This window comes from Metapseudomonas phytobenefica (genome assembly GCF_043392685.1).
GTDB lineage: Bacteria > Pseudomonadota > Gammaproteobacteria > Pseudomonadales > Pseudomonadaceae > Metapseudomonas.
The window spans coordinates 20533-44042 of record NZ_JBHZGM010000019.1 but is presented as its reverse complement, the minus strand read 5'-3'; the positions used below and the strand labels follow the sequence as shown (position 1 = coordinate 44042).

Here is a 23510-nt window from a genome sequence, read left to right as displayed (position 1 = left end):
AATCGTCGTTTGTTGAGCCCATGTTCGCGGATTAATACTGACCCCCGTCAATGATTTCAACCACTTACCAGACGCAGGAGAAAAACATGGTTGACGAGCTGCTCAAGAGCCTTGGTGTCAGCGCCAGTGCATACCAGGGGGGCAACCATGCCGTATACACCCCCATCGACGGTAGCCAGATCGGTCAAGTGACGCTGGAAGGTCCGGAAGCTGTTCGCGGCAAGATCGATGTTGCCCACAAAGCCTTCCTGGCCTGGCGCGATGTGCCGGCGCCGCGTCGTGGTGAGTTGGTCCGCCTGTTCGGCGAAGTGCTGCGCAAGAACAAGGCCACGCTGGGCGAGCTGGTCTCCATCGAAGCCGGCAAGATCACTCAGGAAGGCCTGGGTGAAGTGCAGGAAATGATCGACATTTGCGACTTCGCCGTCGGCCTGTCGCGCCAGCTCTACGGCCTGACCATCGCTTCTGAGCGCCCTGGTCACCACATGCGTGAAACCTGGCACCCGCTGGGCGTGGTCGGTGTTATCAGCGCCTTCAACTTCCCCGTCGCGGTGTGGGCCTGGAACACCAGCCTGGCGCTGGTCTGCGGCAACTCGGTGATCTGGAAACCGTCCGAGAAAACCCCGCTCACCGCCCTTGCTTGTCAGGCGCTGTTCGAAGAGGCGCTGAAGCAGTTCGGCGAGGCTCCGGAAGGACTGAGCCAACTGATTGTTGGTGGGCGCGACGCCGGCGAAGTACTGGTGGACGATCCGCGCGTACCGCTGATCAGCGCCACCGGCAGCACCCGCATGGGCCGCGAGGTAGGTCCCCGCGTGGCTGCCCGCTTCGGCCGAAGCATCCTGGAGCTGGGCGGCAACAACGCCATGATCCTCACCCCCAGCGCCGACCTCGATCTGGCCGTGCGCGGCATCCTGTTTGCCGCCGTCGGTACTGCCGGTCAGCGCTGCACCACCCTGCGCCGTCTGATCGTGCACCGCTCCATCAAGGATGAAGTGATGGCACGTGTGCAAGCGGCTTACGGCAAGGTGCGTATCGGCGATCCGCGCAAAGACAATCTGGTCGGCCCGCTGATGGACAAGCATGCGTTCCAGTCCATGCAGGATGCCCTGGTGAGGGCGCGCGACGAGGGTGGCGTCGTGTTCGGCGGTGAGCGTCGGCTGCAGGAGCAGTACCCGAACGCCTACTACGTCGCGCCGGCCATCGTTGAGATGCCGGGCCAGACCTCGGTTGTGCGCCACGAGACCTTCGCGCCGATCCTCTACGTCATCGCGTACGACGATTTCGAAGAAGCGCTGAAGCTGAACAACGAAGTTCCCCAGGGTCTGTCGTCTTGCATCTTCACCACTGACGTGCGTGAAGCCGAGCGCTTCCAGAGTGCATCGGGCAGCGACTGCGGCATCGCCAACGTGAACATCGGCACCAGCGGTGCCGAGATCGGCGGTGCGTTTGGTGGCGAGAAGGAAACCGGTGGCGGCCGCGAGTCCGGCTCCGACGCCTGGAAGGCTTACATGCGCCGCCAGACCAACACCGTCAACTACTCCCGTGAACTGCCCCTGGCACAGGGCATCGTGTTCGATTGATCAGAAACTGCCGGCGGCCAGGCCGCCGGCAGTCCTCATGAGGAGCGTCATTCTCCTCAGCGTGCTGACCAATGCTTCGAGTGGCCCCAGTTCAATAACAACAGACGGCACCCGGCCTGATCTTGGGTACATGTCATCTTCGTTCAAGCAACGGCAGAGACTTTTTCCAGCATCTGGCGTATCTGCCTGCGTGAAATGTTCGCGTTTGCCTGTTAAACGATATGTCGGAGAAGTATTCCTTGAGGGAATGATGTGGTGCGTAAACGTCGTTTGTTGAGCACAAGCCAGAGGATCAATACTGATCCTGGACAATGAACCGCATCACCGGCTGCGGGAGAGAAACGTGATTGGCAGGTTGCCTGGAGCCCTTGGAACCAGTGAGTGCCAGGCACGCAACCATCTTTGTCTGGCTCGGGAGATGTTCGACGCACCACGCTTCCCCATGCATTCCGCGTCGGTCTGACATGGGGCTTTTTATTTGTTTCTGCTTATCCAGTCACGGCTGCGAGCAGAAGTCGCACGCCAGAAGCTCAATCAATAAAGAAGTTTGAAGAGGAAGGCTCCATGAGCGGTTTTCAGCAAAAGTGTCTCTGGGAGAAGGTAACGTCCACGCAAGTTCAAGCCGGTGCGTTGGCGGGCCATATCAAAGTTGATGTGTGCGTCATCGGTGGCGGGATAACCGGTCTTTCAGCTGCGCTGCACCTTCTCGAGGATGGAAAGAAGGTCTGCTTGCTGGAGGCATTCGAGGTTGGCCATGGCGGTTCGGGTCGTAACGTCGGTCTGGTCAATGCCGGTACCTGGATCAAGCCTGATGACGTTGAAGCGACCCTGGGCGAGAAGTACGGCAAGCGTCTGAACAAGGTGCTGGGTGATGCCCCTGCGAAGGTGTTTGAAGCAATCAAACGCTACGGGATCAACTGCCAGGCGCGCAACGATGGCACCCTCCACATGGCGCATAACGCTGCTGGCCTGGCCGACCTGAAATCGCGTGAGGAGCAGTGGAAGCGGCGAGGTGCGGACGTTGAGCTGTTGACTGGCTCCCGCTGCGAAGAATATTGCGGCACGGACAAGATCACGGGGGCGTTGCTGGACCGGCGTGCCGGCACGATCAACCCCATGGGCTACACCAAGGGATTGGCGGAGGCCGTGATTCGGTTGGGGGGGAGGCTCTTTCAGCATTCGCCAGTGACCGAGCTGCAACGGGAGGCCAATGGTTGGCTGGTCCGTACCGAGCGCGGCTCGGTATCCGCCGACAAAGTGGTCATCTCTACGGGGGCCTACACCGAGGGGGACTGGACAGAGGTCCGGCGCAACTTCTTCCGTGGTTATTACTACCAGGTGTCTTCGGTACCGCTGTCCGGTGCAGCTGCCGACTCCATCCTTCCCCACGGCCAAGGTTCCTGGGACACCCGTACCGTGCTCAGCAGCATTCGCCGCGATGCTGACGGGAGGCTCCTGCTGGGCAGCCTGGGCAAGGCTGATAACAAGCCGGAATGGTTCGTTCGAAGTTGGGCCGACCGCATTCAGGGGCATTACTTCCCGCAGTTGGGGAAAGTCGACTGGGAAGTGCACTGGACCGGTTGCATTGACTTCACTCCGGACCACCTGATGCGGTTCTTCGAGCCTGCCCCGGGTGTGGTGGCCGTGACCGGCTACAACGGTCGAGGCAACACTACCGGGACTGTGGTGGGCCGGGCACTGGCGGATTACCTGCTGCAGGACAATCCAGACGCATTACCCATTCCGTTCACCCGGATGAAAACCTTGCGAACTGCAGGGCTGCGCAGCTGCTTCTATGAGGCTGGTTTTTCGCTGTACCACGCCGGTCAGTGCCTGCGAGTGATCCTCTGACCTGAGCATCAGCCAGTGGAAGCGGATAGGCCTGGCTGTCCGCTCCACTGAGATACACAGGGTCACCCCGACGACCTTGTGCATTGGGCACAAAAAACGGGCCAGCGGCCCGCCTTGAATCACTATTCAGGCTTCTTCGCCTGAGCCTTGGTCCATTGCGACTTCTGGCGGCCTGGATTCCACCCGCTCTTGCCGGTGGGCACTTCCGTAATCTCGCCGCCCTTCGACAGGAAGGCCCTGGTCTGCTCGTCCAGTTCGGAACGTGTACGGCGTATTGCTGCATCGGACATGAAGTCACCTTTGGGGTAGTGAGCCGCCGGAGGGAACGGCCCGCCAGGAACTATACAGACTCGCTCCAGTTCCGACCCGGATAATCGACCGACCGTCCCGAATCGCTCCCTCAAATAGCCGGCGATACAGAAAGGGCTTTCCAATCTCCCCGGAACCTGTATTCTGCCGCCACTGCCTGCTCAGTCTTGCGGCACCGTTTTGATGTTCTGTCCTTTCGATGTTCCATCTCCTCGGCACCCTTCACTTCGCATCCAGTCCTGGCCAGGCCTTCGCCTGACCGCTATTCCCGCACCTTGGAGATAACATCATGGCAACTCGCCAAAACGGTACCGTCAAATGGTTCAACGCCGAGAAAGGCTTCGGCTTCATCACCCCCGAGCAGGGGCCGGACGTGTTCGTCCACTTCCGCCAGATCGAAAGCGACGGCTATAAGTCCCTGGACGAAGGTCAGCGCGTGAGCTTCATCGTCACTGCCGGGGCGAAAGGCCCTCAGGCTGAACAGGTTCGCGCCCTGTAACCTCCCGCTCCAAAAAGAAGCCCCGCCATCCGCGGGGCTTTTTTGTTTCGGGTGGGAGCGAATTCGATCGCGATTGAAATTGGGTAGAACCTGCGAAACCGCAACGCAGCGGCCTCGCCTTGTAGCGTTGGGCCTCGTACCTCGGACCAACCTACGAAGCTTTCTGTCATGGCCGGCGAGCCGATGGCCGAATATCGACCTCGCCCTGGCGCGGCGCTATAGTCCGCGACCTTTCGACCCCTAACGGTACCGCGCTATGGATGAAGATCTCGACCTCCATGAACCCGAGCACGACCACCTGCTGGACAACGACGATGACCTGGACGACGAGTTCTTCGATGACGAGGAACTCGACCCGCTCGATGCATCGGAAGGGGAGTGTGGGTACTGCGGTGAGTTGACCGGGAGCGTCGATCGGCGCGGCCATTTCGTCTGTGCTGACTGCGCCGACTTCGACTGATCTCAGGCGAAGTGTTCGCCCTGGTCGAGCACGGCCAGCGCCCATTCTTCCTGCCCCGGCTCCACCAGGGCGGCTACGCGCCAGGTCCTGACGCGGCCGACATCGACGTGGATGAATCCCTTCGACGGATAGAAGCCCACGCCGCCGGCGCCAATGGCGCGGACCAGCTTGCCCAGTCGCTCGACGCTCACGCCGGGAATGCGGATGTCGGCAGCCATGCCGCGGATGTGCAGGGAGTGGCGGGCGGCGCCTTCCAGGGTGGCATTGTGTTGAGGGGTGCGATAGCCGCTGTTGACCAGGATGCGTGTGGGCAGTTTGTTGATGCGCAGCCAGGCCTGGATAAGGAACAGCAGGTCGAGCAGTTTGACGTTGATCTTCACCGTGCGCTTGTACTTCACGTCGCGCAGGATGCGGCAGCCCTGGTGGTAGCCGTCGAGGTCCCAGCCCTTGCCCTTGCGGAAATAGCAGAAGGTGACGACTTCGCCGGATGCCGGACGTTCCAGGCGCAGGTGCCGATCGCGGTTGAGCAGGCGGGCGTGAAGGTTGCGCGGGCGCAGGCTCACGTCGATCCGGGAGGCCAGGGCATCACCTGTGACCAGCGCGGCACCGAGGGCGGCGATGGCCTGGAGTACCTGGCGTCTGGATAGTCCGGAAGTGGCAGCAGCCATGGTCGACCGCTCGCAGGGAGGACGAGGTGTTCGACTATACACCCGGCTGCGAAATTTGCAGAAGATCTGCGAAGAAGCCCGGCAAATACGCTAATGCAGCTCAGTTCGGGGTTGCCGCGGGAGTGGTAGGCGCGAGCTTGCTGGCGAAGCGTTCCGGCACATCACCCATTCACCAGCAAGCTGGCTCCTGCGGCGCTTTCCCAGTGCATTACCGCAAACGGGGGCTTTTTGCTGCTCAGCGATGACCTCTGCGGTGTCTGTGACCGTCCCGGTCATCGTGATCCCGGTGGCTGTCCCAGCCTCCACGGTCATGGTCGCGATCATGGTGATGGATGATGCAGCCGCCAGTGTTGGCGAGTACCACGGCCAGCAGCGCGATTTTCACGACATTGGCAAGCATGGGCGGTACCTCTCGAGGTGCGGGAAACGCTTTTCCCATGTCCTTGAGACAGGCAACCGGAGGAAAGGGTCGGTTCGAATCAGTCTTCGGGTTTTTCCAGGCGACGGGCGATCTGTTCCAGCAGGATCAGGTCCTGCTCGACCAGCCGGCCTTCGGTGGCGGCAAGCGTGAGGCGATCGAGCACCTGGCGTGAGCGGGGGCTGAGGTTCTGTTCCGGGTCGTAACGACCTTCTTCGGATTCGGCGATCTGCATGACAGGGTTGAGCAGGTCGTTGAGCGATACCTCCAGCGCTTTGGCGATGCGCCTGAGGTCTTCGAACGAGGGCTCGCGGGTATCCCGCTCGTAGTTGCCGACCCGGGACTGGGATTCCCACCCGCACTCGTTGGCCAGGGCCTGCTGAGAGAGTCCTTTCAGCTTTCTGTAGTGCGCAATGCGCGATCCAAGCGTATTCATGCCGCGAATCTTAATGACGGAATGAATCGTCCTTGGCTCACTTATCGTGTTTGCGCTATTAGCGAAACGTGATTATGGTAGGCCGCAATCGACGGATTGCCAAGGGCATTCAAGGATGATGAGGAAAACCCGCAAGGGCGGGGGAGGTTCGCCACCAGGGCAATGGCCGCCCGGCAGCGCGATCTGCCGGGTGGTGAAGGATCCTGACGCCGGAAGTCGTGATCCGGCGTGGCGCGCCTGTCCCATGGTCTGCAGATGGCGCCGGGCTACCGGGCCGCCCGGGTGAGATCGTGCTCCTGCCGCTGCCCGCGTCTGTGGCCAGGGGCTTCATCAGGTCGATGTATAGCCACTATTGAGCCAACTGATTTCTCCCGAAAAGGTGCCCCTCGTAGTCTTTGCCCCATGCAAACCGATGGAGGTAAGGCGATGTCCCACGTCGATGTCATGTCCCTGGTAGGTACCGCGGTTCCGGAGTCGCTTCGGGCCGAAGGCCACATGGCCTGCTGGTTCGTCGTCGTGGATGGCGTGATGCGTTCCGGCCCCTTCACCAACCGCGAAGCGGCTGGCGCCAGCAGGGCGATCTGGCTGCTGGAACTGGCCCGCCGCCAAGGCAACCCGCACCGTCTGGCCGCCTGAGGCACCGGTTTTCCGCAAACACTTTTCGGCACCATGCTCCCCTTGGCCCGCCTTCATGGCGGGCATTTTGTTTGTGTACCGGGGGCTTGGGTAAACTGCGGTTTTCTTCGGGAATCCGCATCGTGAAGTGGGACATCTTCTGCAACGTCGTCGATAACTTTGGCGACATCGGCGTGACCTGGCGCCTGGCTCGCCAACTGGTGGCCGAACACGACCAGGCGGTGCGCCTCTGGGTGGATGAGCCGGCGGTTTTTGCGCCCCTGTGCCCACAGGCCGATCCCGAGGCGGAAAGCCAATACCAGCAAGGCGTGGAGATTCGTCACTGGTGCAAGGACTGGCCGGCGGTAGAGCCGGCGGATGTGGTGATCGAAGCCTTTGCCTGCGAATTGCCTACCTCTTACCTCGCGGCCATGGCTGCCCGCACCGACAAACCCCATTGGCTGAACCTGGAATACCTCAGCGCCGAAGACTGGGTGGCCGGCTGCCACGGCCTGCCATCTTTCCAGCCCAATGGCCTGCAGAAGGCGTTCTATTTCCCCGGCTTCATCGAGGGTACTGGCGGTCTATTGCGGGAAAACGCCTTGGTGGAGCGTCGCCAGGCCTTCCAGGCCGATCCACAAGCGCGCCGGGCCTTCCTCGAGGAGCTGGGGGTGGAGCTGGAAGCGGACGCCTTGCTCATTTCGCTCTTCGCCTACGAGAACGCTGCCCTTGCCGGCTGGCTCGACGTCCTGGCGACCGGTGAGCGGCCCGTGCAGTTGCTGGTGCCGGTCGGTCGCGTACTGGCGGACCTGGCGGCCTGGCTGGGGGAGGAAAAGCTGAGCGCGGGTGCACGCTTGCGTCGTGGAAACCTGGCGATCCAGGTCCTGCCTTTCGTCAGCCAGGATGACTACGACCGGATTCTCTGGTGCTGCGATTTCAACGCAGTGCGCGGCGAGGATTCCTTCATCCGTGCCCAGTGGGCCGGGCGGCCGCTGCTCTGGCACATCTACCAGCAGGAGGAGGGCGCCCATTGGGACAAGCTGGAGGCGTTCCTCGCCCTCTACTGCCGTGATCTGTCCCCGGACGCGGCTGCGGCACTGACCGAAGGCTGGCGGGCGTGGAATCGTGGCGAAGGCATGGGAACGGCCTGGAATGCCCTGCTGGCGCAGTGGCCGGAGCTTTCCCTGCATGCAGAGCGCTGGTGCCGGGAACAGGCAGCCCGCACCGACCTTGCAGCGGGTCTGGTGCAGTTTTGTACAAAGCGGCTATGATACGCGGCCTGTTTTTTGTCACCCATCCAAATCGGATAATCGTATGAAAACCGCTCAAGAGTTCCGCGCCGGCCAAGTTGCAATGATCAATGGCGCTCCCTGGGTCATCCAGAAGGCCGAGTTCAACAAATCCGGCCGCAACGCTGCCGTGGTCAAGATGAAGCTGAAGAACCTGCTGACCGGCGCCGGCACCGAGACCGTGTTCAAGGCCGACGACAAGCTGGAGCCGGTCATCCTTGAACGCAAGGAAGTGACCTACTCCTACTTCGCCGATCCGCTGTACGTGTTCATGGACACCGAGTTCAACCAGTACGAGATCGAGAAGGCCGACCTGGAAGGCGTCATGACCTTCATCGAAGACGGCATGACCGACGTTTGCGAAGCCGTGTTCTACAACGATCGCGTTATCTCCGTCGAACTGCCGACCACCATCGTTCGCCAGATCGCCTACACCGAACCGGCTGTCCGTGGCGACACCTCCGGCAAGGTGATGAAAGTGGCTCGCCTGAACAACGGCGCCGAGCTGCAAGTATCCGCCTTCTGCGAAATCGGTGACTTCATCGAGATCGACACCCGTACCGGCGAGTACAAGTCCCGCGTCAAGGCCTGAGTCTTGCTGTGAGATAGAAAAAGCCCGGCATGCGCCGGGCTTTTTCGTTTCCGCTTCTTTACTTCAGGTGTTCCTTCAGCGCTTCGCCGGCCTGCTGCATGGCGGCACGGGTGCCCGGAACCTTGGCCAGCACGTTGAGCAGGCCGAAGTCGTGGATCATGCCGTTGTAGCGCACCGAAGTGACCTCCACGCCGGCGGCGTCAAGCTTGCGGGCGTAGGCTTCGCCCTCGTCACGCAACACGTCGAACTCGGCGGTCTGCACCAGTGCCGGCGGCAGGCCCTTCAGCTGTTCGGTCGAAGCCTGCAGCGGCGAGGCGTAGATTTCGGCGCGCTGGCGCGGGTCGGTGGTGTAGCTGTCCCAGAACCACTTCATCATGTTGCGGGTGAGGAAGTGGCCGTTCTCGAACTGGTTGTAGGACGCATTGTTGAAGCTGGAGTCGGTTACCGGCCACAGCAGGGCCTGGAAGCGGATCTTCGGCGTGCCCTTGTCCTTGGCCATCAGGCTGACCACCGCGGCCATGTTGCCGCCGACGCTGTTTCCGGCCACCGCCAGGCGGTTGCCATCCACGCCGATTTCCGTGCCGTGCTCGGCCACCCACTTGGTGGCGGCGTAGGCCTGGTTGATGGCGGTCGGGTACTTGGCTTCAGGGGAGGGGGTGTAGTTCACGTAGACCGCCACGGCGCCTGAGTTGGCCACCAGGTCGCGGATCAACCGCTCGTGGGTCGGGTAGTCGCCCAGCACCCAGCCGCCACCGTGGAAGAACATGAAGACGGGCAGGGTGCCTTTCACGCCAGCGGGGCGGACGATGGTCAGCTCGATTTTCTGGCCGTCGGCTTCGATGGTTTTCTGGCTGACGTCGGCTGCCGGCAGTTCCAGCTTCACACTGGCCTGGGCGCCGGCCAGCACCGCGCGGGCATCTTTCGGTGCAAGGGTTTCCAGCGGCTTGCCACCACCGGCGGCCAGGGCTTCAAGGAAGGCCTGGGTATTGCGTTCCACACCAGGACTGCCGGCGGCGAAAGCCTGGGTCACGGAGAGGGCGAGAAGGCTGCCTGCGACTGCGCTGCTGATCGATTTCATGGCGGATTTCCTCAATCTATGAATTGCTTTGTCATCAAAAAGTTTGCGCGCTAATTAAGTGCGTGAGGCAGAAGGTATTCGCGATTTATTTTGCGCGCAAGATATTTGTTGGAAATATTTTGAATATCGATCAGAAGATTCTGGAATAAGGCCGTCAGACGGCCTTTTCCAGACTGCTGCGCAGGGACACCAGTTCTTCCCTGAGGTCGCCCAGCTGCTCGATGGTGCGTTCGGTGGCAGCGAGGATGCAGGCGGGCACCCGCCTGGCCTTTTCCTGCAAGTCCCGACCTTGCTGGGTAAGACGCAGCTCCACCACGCGCTCGTCCTTGCTGCTGCGGGTTCGGGTGATCAGCCCTTCGGCTTCCAGGCGCTTGAGCAGCGGGGTGAGGGAGCCGGGGTCGGTGAGCATGCGGTGGCTGATTTCCCCCACGGTGATGCCGTCGCCTTCCCACAGCACCATCATCGCGAGGTACTGCGGATAGGTCAGGCCCAGCTCCTGAAGCAGGGGCTTGTAGACCTTGGTCATCATCAGGGACGTGGAATACAGGGCGAAGCAGAGCTGGTTGTCGAGCATCAGCTCCTTGCACGGGGGGGTGGACATGGACGGTCTCCAGAGGCAGTGATGGTGACCAATTTAGCGCGCAAGCCTTTCGCGGGCAAAATTCATGTTTCCCACGCCAACCCTGGCGATCTTGCATTGCCTGCGCAAGGCACCACAATTGCCCGGTCAACCTCTGCAAGGACTGCATCATGGACAACCTGCAAAACCCCTATCAGGCGCCCCAGGCGGAACTCACGATCAACAGCGCCGCCCAGCCCCTGCTTGCGTCACGCTGGACCCGCCTCGGCGCGGCCCTGATCGACGGCCTCATCATGAGCCTGGCGACGGTTCCAGTGGCGTACTTCTCCGGTGCCTTCACCGCCGCCCAGCAAGGTATCGAGCCGACCCTGGGCCAGCAATTGCTGGGCCTGGTGGTAGGCGTGGCGGTGTTCCTGCTGGTCAACGGCCACTTCCTGAAGAACTTCGGCCAGACGCTCGGCAAACGCCTGCTGAAGATCGCCATCGTCAACCTCGACGGCCAGGTGCCGGAGCTGGGTAACCTGCTGCTCAAGCGCTACCTGGTCTGGTGGTTGCTGGCGTACGTCCCGGTGATCGGCGTGCTGCTGGTGATGGTGGATTACCTGTTCATCTTCCGCGCCGACCGCCGCTGCCTGCATGACCTGATGGCGGGTACCCGCGTGGTGCAACTGCCGCGCTGATCAGGCCCGGCCCAGGCCGCCCAGGGCCAGGTCCCAGGGCGGAACCGGGCCGAAACGGTTCTTCAGGAACTCCAGCAACAGCCGGCTTCGCGAACTGGCTTCCCCCTCCAGGCGCAAGGCATAGATGCCGCTGGGCTCCGGCGCCGGCAGGCCGTCTTCGCAGAACAGCGCCACCAGTTCGCCGCGTACCAGGTATTCGCCGATCAGCCAGGTTGGCAGGTGGGCGATGCCGAGTCCGGCCAGGGCACTGAATACCAGGGTTTCGGCGTTGTTCGCGGTCATGCGCATGCGTCCGGGGCGAATGTGCTGCAGCTTGCCGCCTACCTCGAAGCGCCAGGCAAAGGGTGGCGCCAGCGCGTCCCAGTCGAGGCCATCGTGTTCCGGTAACTCCCGCGGGTCGCGGGGGATGCCGCGTCGGCGCAGGTACTCGGGGCTGGCGCAGAGGACGCGCACCATGGGCGCCAGCGGTGTGGCGACCAGACGGGTGTCGGCCAGGGGGCCGATACGCAGCACCAGGTCCACCTGGCCCAGGCTTTCACCCTGCATGTCGACGAAACTGTCGATCAGCCGCAATTGCACGTCCAGGCCGGGATAGCTGGCGAGGAACTCCGCGATGGCCGGTGCCAGGTGACGGCGGCCGAAAGGGCTGGGCGCATCGATGCGGATCAGTCCCTCCGGCGCGCTGCTCAGGGACACCGCTTCCGCGCGGGCCAGGCGCAATTCCGTGAGCACCCGCTTTGCCCGTTCGGCAAAGGCAAGGCCCGCCGGGGTGGCTTTCACGGCGTGGGTGCTGCGCACGAACAGCGTGCTGCCGAGAGCGCGCTCCAGGGCGTCGATACGCCGTGCCACGGCCGAGGGGGTGAGTGGGTGGCGGCGGGCGGCGGCGGAGAAGCTGCCGGCGTCCAGCACGTCGAGGAAGAGCGCCAGTTGTTCAGTCAGGGCATCGGGGTTCATCAGCTTTGCCTGTGCGAAGTTCGCAAAGCCATTGTGCGTTGCTGTGCGTTTCCGCGGCAATTGGCGCTGCGTAGCATTGCTCCAACTGATTGGGAGGCGTCATGGATCTCGTTACTTTTGTTTTGAACATTGCGCTGGGTGCGGTGCTCGGCACTGTGGGCGGCCTCTTCGGTATCGGCGGCGGGTTGATCGCCATTCCCGCCCTGGGCGTGCTGTTCGGGCTCGACCAGCAACTGGCCCAGGGCACGGCACTGGTGATGGTGGTGCCCAACGTGCTGCTGGCCCTGTGGCGTTATCACCAGCGCAATCGCATCGATCCGCGCTACGCAACGCTGCTGGCCGCCACCAGCTTCGGATTCGCCTGGCTGGCTTCGCTGTTCGCGGTGCGGGTGGATGCCCAGAGCATGCGCCTGGCCTTCGTCGGCTTCCTGCTGGCCCTGGCTGCCTATAACTTCGCGCGGATGTTCATGGCCAAGGCCCAGGTCAGCGCCGAACTGCGCCGGCCATGGCCCTGGCTGGGCGTGCTGGGAGGCGTGGCGGGCGCGGCCGGTGGCCTGTTCGGGGTGGGCGGCGCGGTGATCGCCACGCCGGTATTGACCAGTGTCTTCGGCACCAGCCAGGTAGTGGCGCAAGGGCTTTCCCTGGCCCTGGCCGCACCGAGCACCGCCGTGACCCTGGCCACCTACGGGCTGCATGGCCATGTGAGCTGGGCCATGGGCCTGCCCCTGGCGCTGGGGGGACTGCTCAGCATCAGTTGGGGCGTGCGCCTGGCACACGCTTTGCCGGAGCGGGTGCTGCGCTCGCTCTTCTGCGTCTTCCTGCTGCTTTGTGCGGTGCTGCTGGCAGTCGAGTGACGGGTGGGCATCCGCCACGCGGATGGCCACCCGACGATGGAGCCGGACTCAGAGGCGGAAGCCTTCGATGATGTGTTCGGCCAGGGTATCGGTCACCGGCGACTGATTGCGCTCGTTGCGCAGCAGCATGATGTTGCACAGCGGCAACTGGGGCAGGCCTTCCGCCTCGCCGAGGATGCGCATTTCCGGGGGAATCAGGCTCTGCAGTTGCGCGGTTACCGCCAGGCCCGCGCTGACCACCGCCATGAGCGCCGACAGGCTCGGGCTGGTGTAGGCCATGCGGTACTCGCGCCCCATGGAATCCAGCGCGTTGCAGGCCCAGGCGCGACAGAAGCAGTCGCTGTTGAACATGGCCAGCGGTATGGGGGACTGCTCGTGCGGGCTATAGCCGATGGCCTCGGCCCAGACGAAGCGCTCCTGGCGCAGCAGTTCGCCGATGTCGTGGCCCGGCATGCGGGTGACGATGGACAAGTCCAGGTCCTGGCGCTGCAACAGTTGGGACGTGGGCTCGCAATGCACCTCCACCTGCACCAGCGGATAGGCCTGGGCGAAGCGCGAAAGGATGCCCGGCAGGAAGCGCATCACATAGTCGTCCGGCGTGCCGATGCGCACCGAACCCACCATGTGCGGTTGGCGCAGGGTATTCATCACCTCGCCATGCAGCTTGAGGATGCGCCGCGCATAGCCCAGCAGGATCTGCCCCTCGGCGGTGAGCCTGACCTGGCGGCCGTCGCGCTCGAACACCGCGCGTTGCAGGACGTCTTCTTCCAGCCGCTTCATCTGCATGCTCACGGCTGACTGGGTACGGTTGACCATTTCCGCTGCGCGGGTGAAGCCGCCGTAGTCAGCGATGGCGACGAAGGTGCGCAGCAATTCGGTATCGATGGCGGGGTAGTTCATTCATCAATTCCTGAGATGTACTGCATAAGAAACATTCGTTGGATTGATCTTAGTTCCCCATGGAAACTGGCGCCATCCCCACTGGGAGGGCAATACGATGAAAGGTCAACAAGGTTTTATCGGTACTTCTCACGACGCTCGTTTTGGTGCAGTGCATCAGCGCGAAAGCTGGCTTGCCGCCGCCTGGCACACGATCAGGCGTTGGGAGCAGCTGGCACATGAGCGTGAGCAGCTCGCGCGGATGAGCGATGAAATGCTCAAGGACATCGGCCTTTCCCGTGCCGATGTGATGGAGGAGACCGAACGTCACTTCTGGGAAGATCCGCTGAAAAAGTGAAACCAGGATGCGGCCCGCCACCGGTGAAGCGCAAGGCGGGCCGCAACCCCGATGAACGGATGCAAAGGACAGCAACATGCCGAACGCCCACGAACTGGCTCAACTGAACATCGCCTCGATGAAGGCACCCCTGGATTCCCCGGTCATGGCCGACTTCGTCGCCAACCTGGCGCCGGTCAACACCCTGGCCGACAGCGCGCCTGGATTCGTCTGGCGGCTGCAGGACGAGGAGGGCGATGCCACGGCCATCCGTCCCTTCGGTCCGGAGGTGCTGGTCAATCTCTCGGTCTGGCGCGACGTGGCCAGCCTCACCGATTTCGTCTATCGCTCGGCCCATGTCGAGATGCTGCGTCGGCGCAAGGAGTGGTTCGAGCGCGTTTCCGGCATGCATCAGGTGCTCTGGTGGGTGCCCAAGGGACACCGGCCGGACGTCCGGGAGGCGGCGCAACGTCTGGTGTTGCTGCAAGCCAATGGCCCCACGCCGCAGGCCTTCACCTTCCGCCAGAGTTTTCTCGCGCCGGACCAGGCAATCCCCTTCGGTCCCTTCGACGCAGAGTGCGAAAGCCGGGCGGGCTGATGCTAGTGTGAAGCGTCATTCCCCCTGCCGGCACGGAGCCCCATGACGCTGACCCTTTCCCTTCCCGAAGCGCGCCGCCTGGCCCTGGCGGCCCAAGGGTTCGCGCGGGCGCCGCGCGGTACCATCCGCCACCGGCAATTACTGGCGCAGCTGGATGCGCTGGGCGTCGTGCAGATCGATTCGGTGAACGCCCTGGTGCGTTCCCATTACCTTCCGGCGTTCTCCCGTCTGGGCAACTACGACCGCGAACTGCTGGACGACCTGGCCTGGGGCAAGCCCCGGCGCCGGGCGCTGTTCGAGTACTGGGGGCATGAGGCGTCGCTCCTGCCGCTGGTTCTGTATCCGCTGATGCGCTGGCGCATGCGCCGCGCAGCGAATGGCCAGGGCATCTACCAGCAGCTGGCGCGCTTTGGCTTCGAGCAGCAGGCGGTAATACGGCGTGTCCTGCAGGCGGTACGCGAGCAAGGCCCGCTGGCGGCCGGTGCTCTGAGTACAAGGGAACAACGCGCCGGCCCCTGGTGGGACTGGAGCGCGGAGAAGCACGCCCTGGAATGGCTGTTCGCCGCGGGTGAAGTGACGGTCGCCGGACGCCGGGGCTTCGAGCGCCTTTACGACCTGCCGGAGCGGGTAATCCCCGCTGACATCTTGAACCAGCCCGACATGCCCGAAGCTGATGCCCAGCGCCAGTTGCTGCTGCGCGCCGCCCAGGCCCTTGGCGTGGCCACCGAGCGGGACCTGCGGGACTACTACCGGCTCGATACCGGTGACAGCCAGGCGCGCCTGGCCGAACTGGTGGAAGAGGGCGCGTTGCAGCACGTGCAGGTGGATGGCTGGAAGCAGACGGCCTATTGCCTGGGCGAGCCCAAGGCGCCGCGCAAGGTCCGCGCCAGCGCATTGCTGTCGCCTTTCGATTCGCTGATCTGGGAGCGGGCGCGCACGGAACGCCTGTTCGACTTCCACTATCGCCTGGAAATCTACACGCCCCAGCACAAGCGTCAGTACGGTTACTACGTGCTGCCCTTCCTGCACGACGAGCGCCTTTCCGCGCGAGTCGACCTGCGCGCCGAACGTGCCCAGGACCGCCTGGCGGTGCATGCGCTGCATGAGGAGGAGCACGGCCTGAGCGAAGCCGGAATGCAGGCGCTGGCGGAAAACCTGCAAAGCATGGCGGACTGGCTCGGCCTGGGCGAAGTCGCGGTTACCTGCAGGCGGCCGGGAACGGTGCGGTTGCAGGCGTGCCTGGGCAGTTGAAGCTGTTTTGTGGGGGCGAATTCATTGCCTAAGCGAACCGCAGGTTTGCCATGCAAGATCGATGGGGCTGCCTTGCAGCCCTTGGCGAATGAATTCGCCCCCACAGGAAAAGCAGCGTCCCGGCGGCGCATCTGGCTTCGCGCCACTCTGACACAGGCGGACTTGCACGGCGCGTTGGGCCTCGTACCTCGGACCAACCTATGGAACCTTCGCGAATGAATGCCCACAACAACCGAAACGACCGTCAGCGGCGTATCTGCTTCAGCGTTTCGGCGATCAGGAAAGCCAGCTCCAGGGACTGGTCGGCGTTCAGGCGCGGGTCGCAGTGGGTGTGGTAGCGGTCGGACAGGGTGTCCTCGGTGATGGGGCGGGCGCCACCGATGCACTCGGTGACGTTCTGCCCGGTCATTTCGATATGAATGCCGCCGGCATAGGTGCCCTCGGCCCTGTGCACCTCGAAGAACTGCTTCACTTCGCCGAGGATGGCCGCGAAGTCGCGGGTCTTGTAGCCGCTGGAGGCCTTGATGGTGTTGCCGTGCATGGGATCGGAGCTCCACAGCACCTTGCGGCCCTCACGTTCGATGGTGCGGATCAGGCGGGGCAGGTGCTCGCCGACCTTTTCGGCGCCCATGCGCACGATCAGGTTGAGGCGGCCCGGGTCGTTGTCCGGGTTAAGGATGTCGATCAGGCGGATCAGCTCTTCACTGTCCATGGTCGGTCCGATCTTGACCCCGATGGGGTTGCCGACACCGCGCATGAATTCCACGTGGGCGCCATCCAGCTGGCGGGTGCGGTCGCCGATCCAGAGCATGTGGGCGGAGCAGTCGTACCAGCCACCGGTGAGGCTGTCGCGACGCACGAATGCCTGTTCGTAGTTCAGCAGCAGCGCCTCGTGGGCGGTGAAGAAGCTGGCTTCGCGCAGTTGCGGTGCGCTGTCCAGGCCGCAGGCGCGCATGAAGGCCAGCGCCTCGTCGATGCGGTTGGCCAGCTGGCTGTATTTCTCGGTCAGTGCCGAGTTGGCGATGAAGTCCAGGTTCCACTGATGCACCTGGTGCACGTCGGCGAAACCGCCCTGGGCGAAGGCGCGCAGCAGGTTGAGGCTGGCGGTGGACTGGTGATAAGCCTGTAGCAGGCGCTCCGGGTCCGGTACGCGGCTGGCGGCGTCGAAGCCGATGCCGTTGACGATATCGCCACGATAGGCCGGCAGGGTGATATCGCCCTGGGTTTCGTTGCCGGAGGAGCGCGGCTTGGCGAACTGGCCGGCCATGCGCCCCACCTTCACCACCGGGCAGCCGGCGGCGAAGGTCATGACGATGGCCATCTGCAGCAGCACCTTGAAGGTGTCGCGGATCTTGGCGGCGGAGAATTCCGCGAAGCTTTCAGCGCAGTCGCCGCCCTGGAGCAGGAAGGCACGGCCTTCGGTGACTTCAGCGAACTGGCGGCGAAGCTCGCGCGCCTCGCCGGCGAACACCAGGGGCGGGAAGCTCGCCAGGGTCTGCTCGACATGCGCCAGCTTGGTGGCGTCCGGGTACTCGGGCTGTTGCTGGATGGGTTTGTCCCTCCAGCTTTCAGGGCTCCATTCTTGGCTGCTCATCAGGGTCTCGATTCGGCGGCTTGCGGTAGATGAACCATGGTAACCGAAAGGCCCGGAGGCGGCGCTAGGCGCGCCAGCAGAGCAGCACGCCGCAAAGGCAGAGCAACAGGTGGATGGCGGTGCGGAAATGTCCTTCGGCCAGGTGCCGGTGCAGGTATTCCCCGCCCAGCGCGCCGACCAGGAGCAGCGGCGCGTAGGTGGCGATGCGTGGCAGCGCGGGCGCCAGGCTGCCGTCACAAAGGAAGGCCAGGGTCAGCAGGCTGTTGAGGCCGAACCAGACGCAGAGCAGGGTGGCGCGCAGGCGCGCCTTGTCCAGCGTGGTACCGGCCAGGGCATGGACCAGCAGGGGCCCGCCGGAGGCGAACAGGCCATGGCTGATGCCCGCTGCACCGGTCTGCAGGCGTGTCATCCAGGACGGCGTATGGCCACGGGGCGCGTCGCGCAGCAACTCGCGCAGGGCGAACCAGAGGATCAGCAGGCCGAAGCCCAGCTTCATCGGGCCGTCATCCAGCCAGGGGCGCAGGCCGTAGCCGATCGAGGTGCCGATGAGCATGCCGGGCAGGACGGTTACCAGCAACAGGCGCCACTGCACCAACTGGCGACTGCGCCAGGCGAGGACGCCGCTCATGAGGATGTTCAGCGGTACCAGCACCGGCAGCAGATCATGGATCGGCAGCAGCAGGGCGCCCAGCGACAGGGCGACCAGTGTGCTGCCGAAACCGGTGATGGCCTCCAGGGTGTAGGCGAAGAGGATGAACAGGCCCAGCCAGAGCCAGGCGTCGCTCATGTCCTGGCCGGGACGCCGACGAATGGCTGGACGCGTTCCAGCCCCTGGCCGAGCTCGGCGATGTGTTGCTTCACCTGTTCGCGGTAACTGTCCTTGTGCACGTAGTACGCCATGCGTTCCAGCTCCAGGTAGGCATAACCGCCGTCGAGGCGCTGGCTGGCGCGTTCGGCCTTGAGTGCACGGAAGCGTTCGGCCTGCTGGCTGCGCGCTTGCCGCTGGCGGATGTACAGGGCCACCAGTTCCGCCTGTTCCGCGCGGCCCTGCCAGCCCAGCCCGGAAGCCTCGACCATGCCCATCATGAACAGGTCGTCGTACTCGGGATGGAAGATGTTCAGGTAGAGCTGCGGGGCGCCGGCGCGCTCGGGCCAGTTCAGCTGGGCGCGGTCGATGAAGGGATAGTCCAGCTTGTAGCCGGTGGCCTGGAGGATCAGGTCGTACTCGGCCTGGCGGCCATCGCTGAAGGTCACGCGGCGGCCTTCGACCTGCCTGATGTCCGGACGTGCCTTGATGTCGCCATGCCCCAGATGATGGAGCACCAGGGAATTCATCACCGGGTGGGATTCGTAGAGCTTGTAGTCCGGGTCGGGAAGGCCGTACTGCGACGGTTTGCCGACCAGCGCGCGCACCAGCAGGCCGTCGATCAGTTGCTTGAGCCGGCGCGGGAGCTTCACGGCGCCGCCGAAGGTGTCGGTGGGGCGGCCGAGGATGAACTTGGGCAGGAAGTAGTAGCCGCGGCGCACCGAGAGGTCCACGGAGGCCGCGCGATGCACGGCGTCGACGGCGATGTCGCAGGCCGAGTTGCCGCAGCCTACCAGCAGGACCCGCTTGCCCTCGAATATGGCTGGCGAGCGATATTCCGCCGAGTGCAGCACTTCACCGTCGAAGTGGCCGGGCAGGGCGGGCCGATTGGGGGTGTGCAAGGTGCCGTTGGCGATCAGCACCCCGTCGAAATGCTCTTCGCGACGCTGGCCGTCCTGCTCGCTGATCAGCTTCCAGCCGTGCTCCAGGCGTTCCAGGCGCAGCACCCGGGTATTGAAACGGAAGTGCTTGTACAGATCGAAATGCCGGGCGTAGTCGCGGAAGTAGCGGCGCATTTCGCTGTGGTGCGGGTAGGGCGCTACATCGGCATCCATGGGGAATTCGCTGAACTCGGTGGTGCGCTTCGACGAGATCAGATGCGCCGAGTCGTACATGGTGCTGTGGGGATTGTCGATGTCCCATAGCCCGCCGACATCGCCATTCAGCTCGAAGCCGACGAAGGGAATGCCATGTTTCTGCAACTGGCGGGCACTGCACAGGCCCATGGGGCCCGCGCCGATGATGGCGTACATGCTGGATTCGACCTCTGCGCTGTTATTCTTGTGCGGTTTTTGCGCCCCTGGGGCGCGGATCGGATTATGCCGGGAGCACAGGCTCCGGCTTCAATGGCAATAGGCGCCTGTGCGGCGCCGGGTTGGTGCGAAATGTCAGCGCCGGCCTTGAAGGAGTGATGACTTGATGTCCGAGGAGCGCCTGCTCGCGGAAGTGCATGATGATTTCGGCGTGATCCGCGTCTACGAAGTCGGCCCCTATCGCATCCTCGAATTCGGCGAGGCGGTGGAGCAGAGCTGCGTATTCGTGGCCGATCCTGCATGGCTGGAATACGACTACACCCGCGCCATGCTGCTGGGGGCGCTGTGCCACGAGGCGCCGGAAAACGCGCTGTTCCTCGGCCTGGGCGCCGGCACCCTGACCCAGGCGTGCCTGAAGTTCCTGCCGCTGGAAGACGTGGAGGTGATCGAGCTGCGCCCCGATGTGCCGCGCCTGGCCATGGAGTACTTGGGGCTGACCGACGACCCGCGGCTGTACGTGCGCATTGGCGACGCCCTGGAACTGCTCGACAGCGCCGAGCCTGCGGACCTGATCTTCGTCGATCTTTATACCGACCAGGGGCCGGGCGTCGGCCACCTGGCCTGGAACTTCCTCGGCGCCTGCCAGAAGCGCCTCAGCCCCGGCGGCTGGCTGGTGATCAACCAGTGGGCAGCGGACGACGGCAAGCCGCTGGGCGCCGCCCTGTTGCGCGGGCTGTTCCACCGCCACTACTGGGAGTGCCCGGTGAAGGAGGGCAACGTGGTGCTCTTCGTCCCGGCGGACCTCGACCAGGCACTGGATCTCGACACGCTCAAGGCCAGGGCTGATGCGCTGGCCCCCGTGCTGGGCTATTCGCTGCAATCACTGCTGGACGTGGTACGGCCGGCGAGTTAACGGGGAGCAGATGTCCGCTTTCCTGTGGGGGCGAATTCATTCGCCAAGGGCTGCGGAGCAGCCCCATCGGTGGGAGCGCTTGGGTACTGGGTGATTGGTCACTTTCCTTTGAAGTGCCCGTCGCGCCGTTCCAGCATGGCCCGCAGACCTTCCTTGGCATCCTCGGTTTCCATCAGGCGTTTGGCCACGGCCGGCAAGGCTGCGGCAGCGGCCTTTTCGCCTTCGTCGAGGGCCTGGCGCGCGGAGGCCAGCGTGGCGCGGACTCCCAGCGGCGCCTGGGCGGCTACCCGTTCTGCCAGCCAGATGGCGCGGGGCAGCAGCTCTTCGGGTGGCAGCACTTCCTGGACCAGCCCCAGACGATAGGCTTCATAGGCGTCGAACTCATCCCCGGTGAGCAGCCAGCGCATGGCATTGCCCCAGCCGGCGATCTGGTGCAGGCGCAGGGTGGCGCCACCGAAGGGGAGGATGCCGCGCTGCACTTCCAGCTGCGCGAAGCGGGTGTTACTGGCGCAGAGGTTGATGTCTGCCGCCAGCATCAGTTCGATGCCGATCGTGTAGCAGTAGCCCTGCACGGCGACCATCAAGGGCTTGGTCAGATGCGGGCCGCCGAAGGTGCGCCAGGGGTCCACGGAGCCGGGTGGCATCTCCCAGCCTTGTTTGAAGGTGTCCCCGATGCCGGCCAGGTCAAGCCCGGCGGTGAAGTGCTCGCCGTGGGCGAAGACCAGGGCGCAGCGCGCGTTGTCGTCCCGTTCGTACTCGCCCAGTGCCAGGACCAGGTCGTCCAGCATCGCCTGGTCGAAGGCATTGCGCTTGGTCGTGCGGTCGAGGCCGATCAGTATGATGTGGCCGCGCAATTCACGGCTGACGCGACCGGCGGAACTGGTGGGCATGGATGGCTTTCCTTCGTGGCAATGGCAGGAGGGCAGGAGGGATATAGACCCGCGCAATGGGCTTGTCCATTGCCGCGCACCGTCTGGCGGAGAGGAAGCCGGGGCGCCGAAAAAGCTGCACCCGAGCAGGATTTTTCCTGTATTATGCGCGCCGGCCAATTGACGGCCCCGTTCAAGTACTGCGTTTTCCCGAGGCGCTTCGCCTTCGGCTGCAAGTCCGGCCTGCGGACTACCCTTGACGTTTCATCCATTCCCAATAAAGCGATCACGCAAATTCTCTACCAGGCTGCCAGGGTGACCCACAAGGTCCTTCACGGCATGTGCAGCCATGGAACAAGGGTCTTTGCGGATGCACATGAGGCAGACCCATGACCCAGGAACTCGGCACTTTCGCCGCGCTCGGCATTCATCCCAATGTACTGGCCGCAATCACTGCGGTCGGCTATGAAGAGCCGTCCCCCATCCAGGCCCAGTCGATTCCGGTGATCCTCGCCGGCCACGACATGATTGGCCAGGCCCAGACCGGTACCGGCAAGACCGCAGCCTTCGCGCTGCCGATCCTGTCGCGCATCGATCCGGCCAGACGAGAGCCGCAGGCGCTGATCCTGGCACCGACCCGCGAGCTCGCACTGCAAGTCGCTACCGCCTTCGAAACCTACGCCAAGCAGATGCCCGGCCTGAACGTGGTCGCCGTTTACGGCGGCGCGCCCATGGGGCCGCAGCTCAAGGCCCTGCGCCAGGGCGCCCAGGTGATCGTGGCCACCCCCGGCCGTCTCTGCGACCACCTGCGTCGCGATGACAAGATGCTCTCCACCGTGCAGCAACTAGTGCTGGACGAAGCGGACGAGATGCTCAAGCTCGGCTTCATGGACGACCTCGAAGTGATCTTCGAAGCCCTCCCGGAAAGCCGCCAGAGCGTGCTGTTCTCCGCCACGCTGCCGCCGTCGATCCGCTCGATCGCCGAACGCCACCTGCGCAACCCGCAGCACGTCAAGATCGCTGCCAAGACCCAGACCGTGGCACGCATCGAGCAGGCCCACCTGATGGTCCACGCCGACCAGAAGACCCAGGCTGTCCTGCGTCTGCTGGAAGTCGAGGAATTCGATGCGCTGATCGCCTTCGTGCGTACCAAGCAGGCCACCCTGGACCTGGCCAGCGCCCTGGAAGCCAAGGGCTACAAGGCCGCCGCGCTGAACGGCGACATCGCCCAGAACCAGCGCGAGCGCGTGATCGAGTCGCTCAAGGACGGTCGCCTGGATATCGTGGTCGCCACCGACGTGGCTGCCCGTGGTATCGACGTACCGCGCATCACCCACGTGTTCAACGTGGACATGCCCTACGATCCGGAATCCTACGTGCACCGTATCGGCCGTACCGGCCGTGCCGGTCGCGATGGTCGTGCGCTGCTGCTGGTGACCCCGCGCGAGCGCCGCATGCTGCAGGTGATCGAGCGTGTAACCGGCCAGAAGGTCGCGGAAGTTCGCCTGCCCAACGCCCAGCAAGTGCTGGACGCGCGCATCAGGAAACTGAATACCAGCCTCACCCCGCTGGTGGCCGAGGCCGATGCCAAGTACGGCGAGCTGCTGGACCGCCTGGTGGCCGATATCGGTTGCACCCCGCGCGCCCTGGCTGCTGCGCTGCTGCAGCGCGCCACCAACGGCCAGGCCCTGAACCTGGCGGACGTGGAGCGCGAACAGCCCCTGGCGCCGAGCTTCCAGCCCCGCGAGCGCCGCGAGCGTGAGGGTGGCGAGCGTGGTGAATACCGCGAGCGCCGTGCGCCGATGCCGCTGGCCGAGGGCCGTGTTCGCTGCCGTACCGCGCTGGGTACCCGCGACGGTATCGCCGCGAAGAACCTGCTGGGCGCCATCCTCAACGAGGGCGGCATTGCCCGTGATGCCATCGGCCGTATCCAGATTCGCGAAACCTTCAGCCTGATCGAACTGCCGGAAGAAGGCCTCGACCGCCTGCTGGGCAAGCTCAAGGACACTCGCGTGGCCGGCAAGCAGCTCAAACTGCGCCGTTACCGCGAAGACTGAAGCGCGATGCCGTAAACAAGAGAGCCCCGCACGT

Annotated in this window: 25 protein-coding genes; 14 read left to right on the top strand and 11 right to left on the bottom strand. The window is 64.0% G+C overall.

The window, feature by feature from the left end:
- The first annotated feature begins 86 nt into the window (after window positions 1-86).
- Both amaB and amaA read left to right on the top strand, forming a co-directional pair.
- Window positions 87-1577 (top strand): L-piperidine-6-carboxylate dehydrogenase, encoded by a 1491-nt coding sequence (amaB, locus tag ACFW0B_RS15955; protein ID WP_449149754.1) that lies wholly within the window; start codon window positions 87-89, stop codon window positions 1575-1577.
- A 564-nt stretch (window positions 1578-2141) separates the two neighbouring features.
- Window positions 2142-3428 (top strand): L-pipecolate oxidase, encoded by a 1287-nt coding sequence (gene amaA, locus ACFW0B_RS15950; protein ID WP_449149752.1) that lies wholly within the window; start codon window positions 2142-2144, stop codon window positions 3426-3428.
- A gap of 122 nt (window positions 3429-3550) precedes the next feature.
- Here amaA and ACFW0B_RS15945 read toward each other — a convergent pair whose 3' ends face one another.
- On the bottom strand, window positions 3551-3718 hold the full coding sequence (locus ACFW0B_RS15945; RefSeq protein ID WP_449149750.1) for a hypothetical protein: 168 nt from the start codon (window positions 3716-3718) through the stop codon (window positions 3551-3553).
- 308 nt (window positions 3719-4026) lie between these two features.
- Between ACFW0B_RS15945 and ACFW0B_RS15940 the strand changes: the two genes are divergently transcribed.
- Together ACFW0B_RS15940 and ACFW0B_RS15935 are read left to right on the top strand one after the other, a co-directional pair.
- The gene (locus tag ACFW0B_RS15940) at window positions 4027-4236 is read left to right on the top strand and encodes a cold-shock protein (protein WP_449149748.1); all 210 of its coding nucleotides are present in this window, start codon (window positions 4027-4029) and stop codon (window positions 4234-4236) included.
- 256 nt (window positions 4237-4492) lie between these two features.
- Window positions 4493-4696: a hypothetical protein gene (locus tag ACFW0B_RS15935; RefSeq protein ID WP_449149746.1), complete on the top strand. Its 204-nt coding sequence runs from the start codon at window positions 4493-4495 to the stop codon at window positions 4694-4696.
- A 2-nt stretch (window positions 4697-4698) separates the two neighbouring features.
- Here ACFW0B_RS15935 and ACFW0B_RS15930 read toward each other — a convergent pair whose 3' ends face one another.
- The gene (locus ACFW0B_RS15930; RefSeq protein WP_449149744.1) at window positions 4699-5364 is read right to left on the bottom strand and encodes a YcbK family protein; all 666 of its coding nucleotides are present in this window, start codon (window positions 5362-5364) and stop codon (window positions 4699-4701) included.
- Between the two features lie 479 nt (window positions 5365-5843).
- The gene (locus ACFW0B_RS15925; protein ID WP_449149742.1) at window positions 5844-6218 is read right to left on the bottom strand and encodes a helix-turn-helix domain-containing protein; all 375 of its coding nucleotides are present in this window, start codon (window positions 6216-6218) and stop codon (window positions 5844-5846) included.
- Window positions 6219-6644: 426 nt separating this feature from the next.
- Between ACFW0B_RS15925 and ACFW0B_RS15920 the strand changes: the two genes are divergently transcribed.
- The 3 genes from ACFW0B_RS15920 (at window position 6645) to efp (ending at window position 8714) form a co-directional block, all read left to right on the top strand.
- Complete coding sequence (locus tag ACFW0B_RS15920; protein ID WP_449149740.1) at window positions 6645-6854, top strand: hypothetical protein; 210 nt, start codon at window positions 6645-6647, stop codon at window positions 6852-6854.
- Between the two features lie 119 nt (window positions 6855-6973).
- Complete coding sequence (earP, locus tag ACFW0B_RS15915; protein ID WP_449149931.1) at window positions 6974-8104, top strand: elongation factor P maturation arginine rhamnosyltransferase EarP; 1131 nt, start codon at window positions 6974-6976, stop codon at window positions 8102-8104.
- Window positions 8105-8147: 43 nt separating this feature from the next.
- Window positions 8148-8714, top strand: coding sequence for an elongation factor P (gene efp, locus ACFW0B_RS15910; RefSeq protein WP_449149738.1), 567 nt, complete (start codon window positions 8148-8150; stop codon window positions 8712-8714).
- A gap of 58 nt (window positions 8715-8772) precedes the next feature.
- Here efp and ACFW0B_RS15905 read toward each other — a convergent pair whose 3' ends face one another.
- Window positions 8773-9792 (bottom strand): alpha/beta hydrolase, encoded by a 1020-nt coding sequence (locus ACFW0B_RS15905; protein WP_449149736.1) that lies wholly within the window; start codon window positions 9790-9792, stop codon window positions 8773-8775.
- Between the two features lie 154 nt (window positions 9793-9946).
- Window positions 9947-10393 carry a MarR family winged helix-turn-helix transcriptional regulator gene (locus ACFW0B_RS15900; RefSeq protein WP_449149734.1) on the bottom strand — a complete coding sequence of 149 codons (447 nt, stop codon included), beginning with the start codon at window positions 10391-10393 and terminating at the stop codon, window positions 9947-9949.
- Between the two features lie 149 nt (window positions 10394-10542).
- On the opposite strand from ACFW0B_RS15900, the gene ACFW0B_RS15895 reads away from it, so the two are divergent.
- Complete coding sequence (locus ACFW0B_RS15895; protein WP_449149732.1) at window positions 10543-11052, top strand: RDD family protein; 510 nt, start codon at window positions 10543-10545, stop codon at window positions 11050-11052.
- Here the strand turns inward: ACFW0B_RS15895 and ACFW0B_RS15890 are convergent, their stop codons facing one another.
- Window positions 11053-12006 carry a LysR family transcriptional regulator gene (locus ACFW0B_RS15890; protein ID WP_449149730.1) on the bottom strand — a complete coding sequence of 318 codons (954 nt, stop codon included), beginning with the start codon at window positions 12004-12006 and terminating at the stop codon, window positions 11053-11055. It abuts the gene before it with no gap.
- A gap of 101 nt (window positions 12007-12107) precedes the next feature.
- Here ACFW0B_RS15890 and ACFW0B_RS15885 point away from each other — a divergent pair, with 101 nt between their 5' ends.
- Window positions 12108-12860, top strand: a complete 753-nt coding sequence (locus ACFW0B_RS15885; RefSeq protein WP_449149728.1) for a sulfite exporter TauE/SafE family protein — start codon at window positions 12108-12110, stop codon at window positions 12858-12860.
- 48 nt (window positions 12861-12908) lie between these two features.
- Here the strand turns inward: ACFW0B_RS15885 and ACFW0B_RS15880 are convergent, their stop codons facing one another.
- Window positions 12909-13760, bottom strand: coding sequence for a LysR substrate-binding domain-containing protein (locus ACFW0B_RS15880; RefSeq protein ID WP_449149726.1), 852 nt, complete (start codon window positions 13758-13760; stop codon window positions 12909-12911).
- Between the two features lie 97 nt (window positions 13761-13857).
- Between ACFW0B_RS15880 and ACFW0B_RS15875 the strand changes: the two genes are divergently transcribed.
- The 3 genes from ACFW0B_RS15875 (at window position 13858) to ACFW0B_RS15865 (ending at window position 15925) form a co-directional block, all read left to right on the top strand.
- Window positions 13858-14097, top strand: coding sequence for a DUF1127 domain-containing protein (locus tag ACFW0B_RS15875; RefSeq protein ID WP_449149724.1), 240 nt, complete (start codon window positions 13858-13860; stop codon window positions 14095-14097).
- A gap of 76 nt (window positions 14098-14173) precedes the next feature.
- Entirely contained in the window at window positions 14174-14674 is a 501-nt protein-coding gene (locus tag ACFW0B_RS15870; protein ID WP_449149722.1) for a DUF3291 domain-containing protein, read from the top strand.
- A 42-nt stretch (window positions 14675-14716) separates the two neighbouring features.
- Window positions 14717-15925, top strand: coding sequence for a winged helix-turn-helix domain-containing protein (locus ACFW0B_RS15865; RefSeq protein WP_449149720.1), 1209 nt, complete (start codon window positions 14717-14719; stop codon window positions 15923-15925).
- 244 nt (window positions 15926-16169) lie between these two features.
- On the opposite strand, the gene ACFW0B_RS15860 is transcribed toward ACFW0B_RS15865, so the two are convergent.
- From ACFW0B_RS15860 to ACFW0B_RS15850, 3 genes are all read right to left on the bottom strand, one after another.
- Window positions 16170-17519: a class II 3-deoxy-7-phosphoheptulonate synthase gene (locus ACFW0B_RS15860; protein WP_449149718.1), complete on the bottom strand. Its 1350-nt coding sequence runs from the start codon at window positions 17517-17519 to the stop codon at window positions 16170-16172.
- Window positions 17520-17583: 64 nt separating this feature from the next.
- Window positions 17584-18306, bottom strand: coding sequence for a sulfite exporter TauE/SafE family protein (locus tag ACFW0B_RS15855; RefSeq protein ID WP_449149716.1), 723 nt, complete (start codon window positions 18304-18306; stop codon window positions 17584-17586).
- Window positions 18303-19637 carry a flavin-containing monooxygenase gene (locus tag ACFW0B_RS15850; protein WP_449149714.1) on the bottom strand — a complete coding sequence of 445 codons (1335 nt, stop codon included), beginning with the start codon at window positions 19635-19637 and terminating at the stop codon, window positions 18303-18305. The genes ACFW0B_RS15855 and ACFW0B_RS15850 overlap by 4 nt, the downstream gene beginning before the upstream one ends.
- 166 nt (window positions 19638-19803) lie before the next feature.
- Between ACFW0B_RS15850 and ACFW0B_RS15845 the strand changes: the two genes are divergently transcribed.
- The gene (locus ACFW0B_RS15845; protein WP_449149712.1) at window positions 19804-20550 is read left to right on the top strand and encodes a spermidine synthase; all 747 of its coding nucleotides are present in this window, start codon (window positions 19804-19806) and stop codon (window positions 20548-20550) included.
- Window positions 20551-20648: 98 nt separating this feature from the next.
- On the opposite strand, the gene ACFW0B_RS15840 is transcribed toward ACFW0B_RS15845, so the two are convergent.
- Window positions 20649-21440 (bottom strand): crotonase/enoyl-CoA hydratase family protein, encoded by a 792-nt coding sequence (locus ACFW0B_RS15840; RefSeq protein WP_449149710.1) that lies wholly within the window; start codon window positions 21438-21440, stop codon window positions 20649-20651.
- A gap of 368 nt (window positions 21441-21808) precedes the next feature.
- Here ACFW0B_RS15840 and ACFW0B_RS15835 point away from each other — a divergent pair, with 368 nt between their 5' ends.
- Entirely contained in the window at window positions 21809-23476 is a 1668-nt protein-coding gene (locus ACFW0B_RS15835; protein WP_449149708.1) for a DEAD/DEAH box helicase, read from the top strand.
- Window positions 23477-23510: the final 34 nt, after the last annotated feature.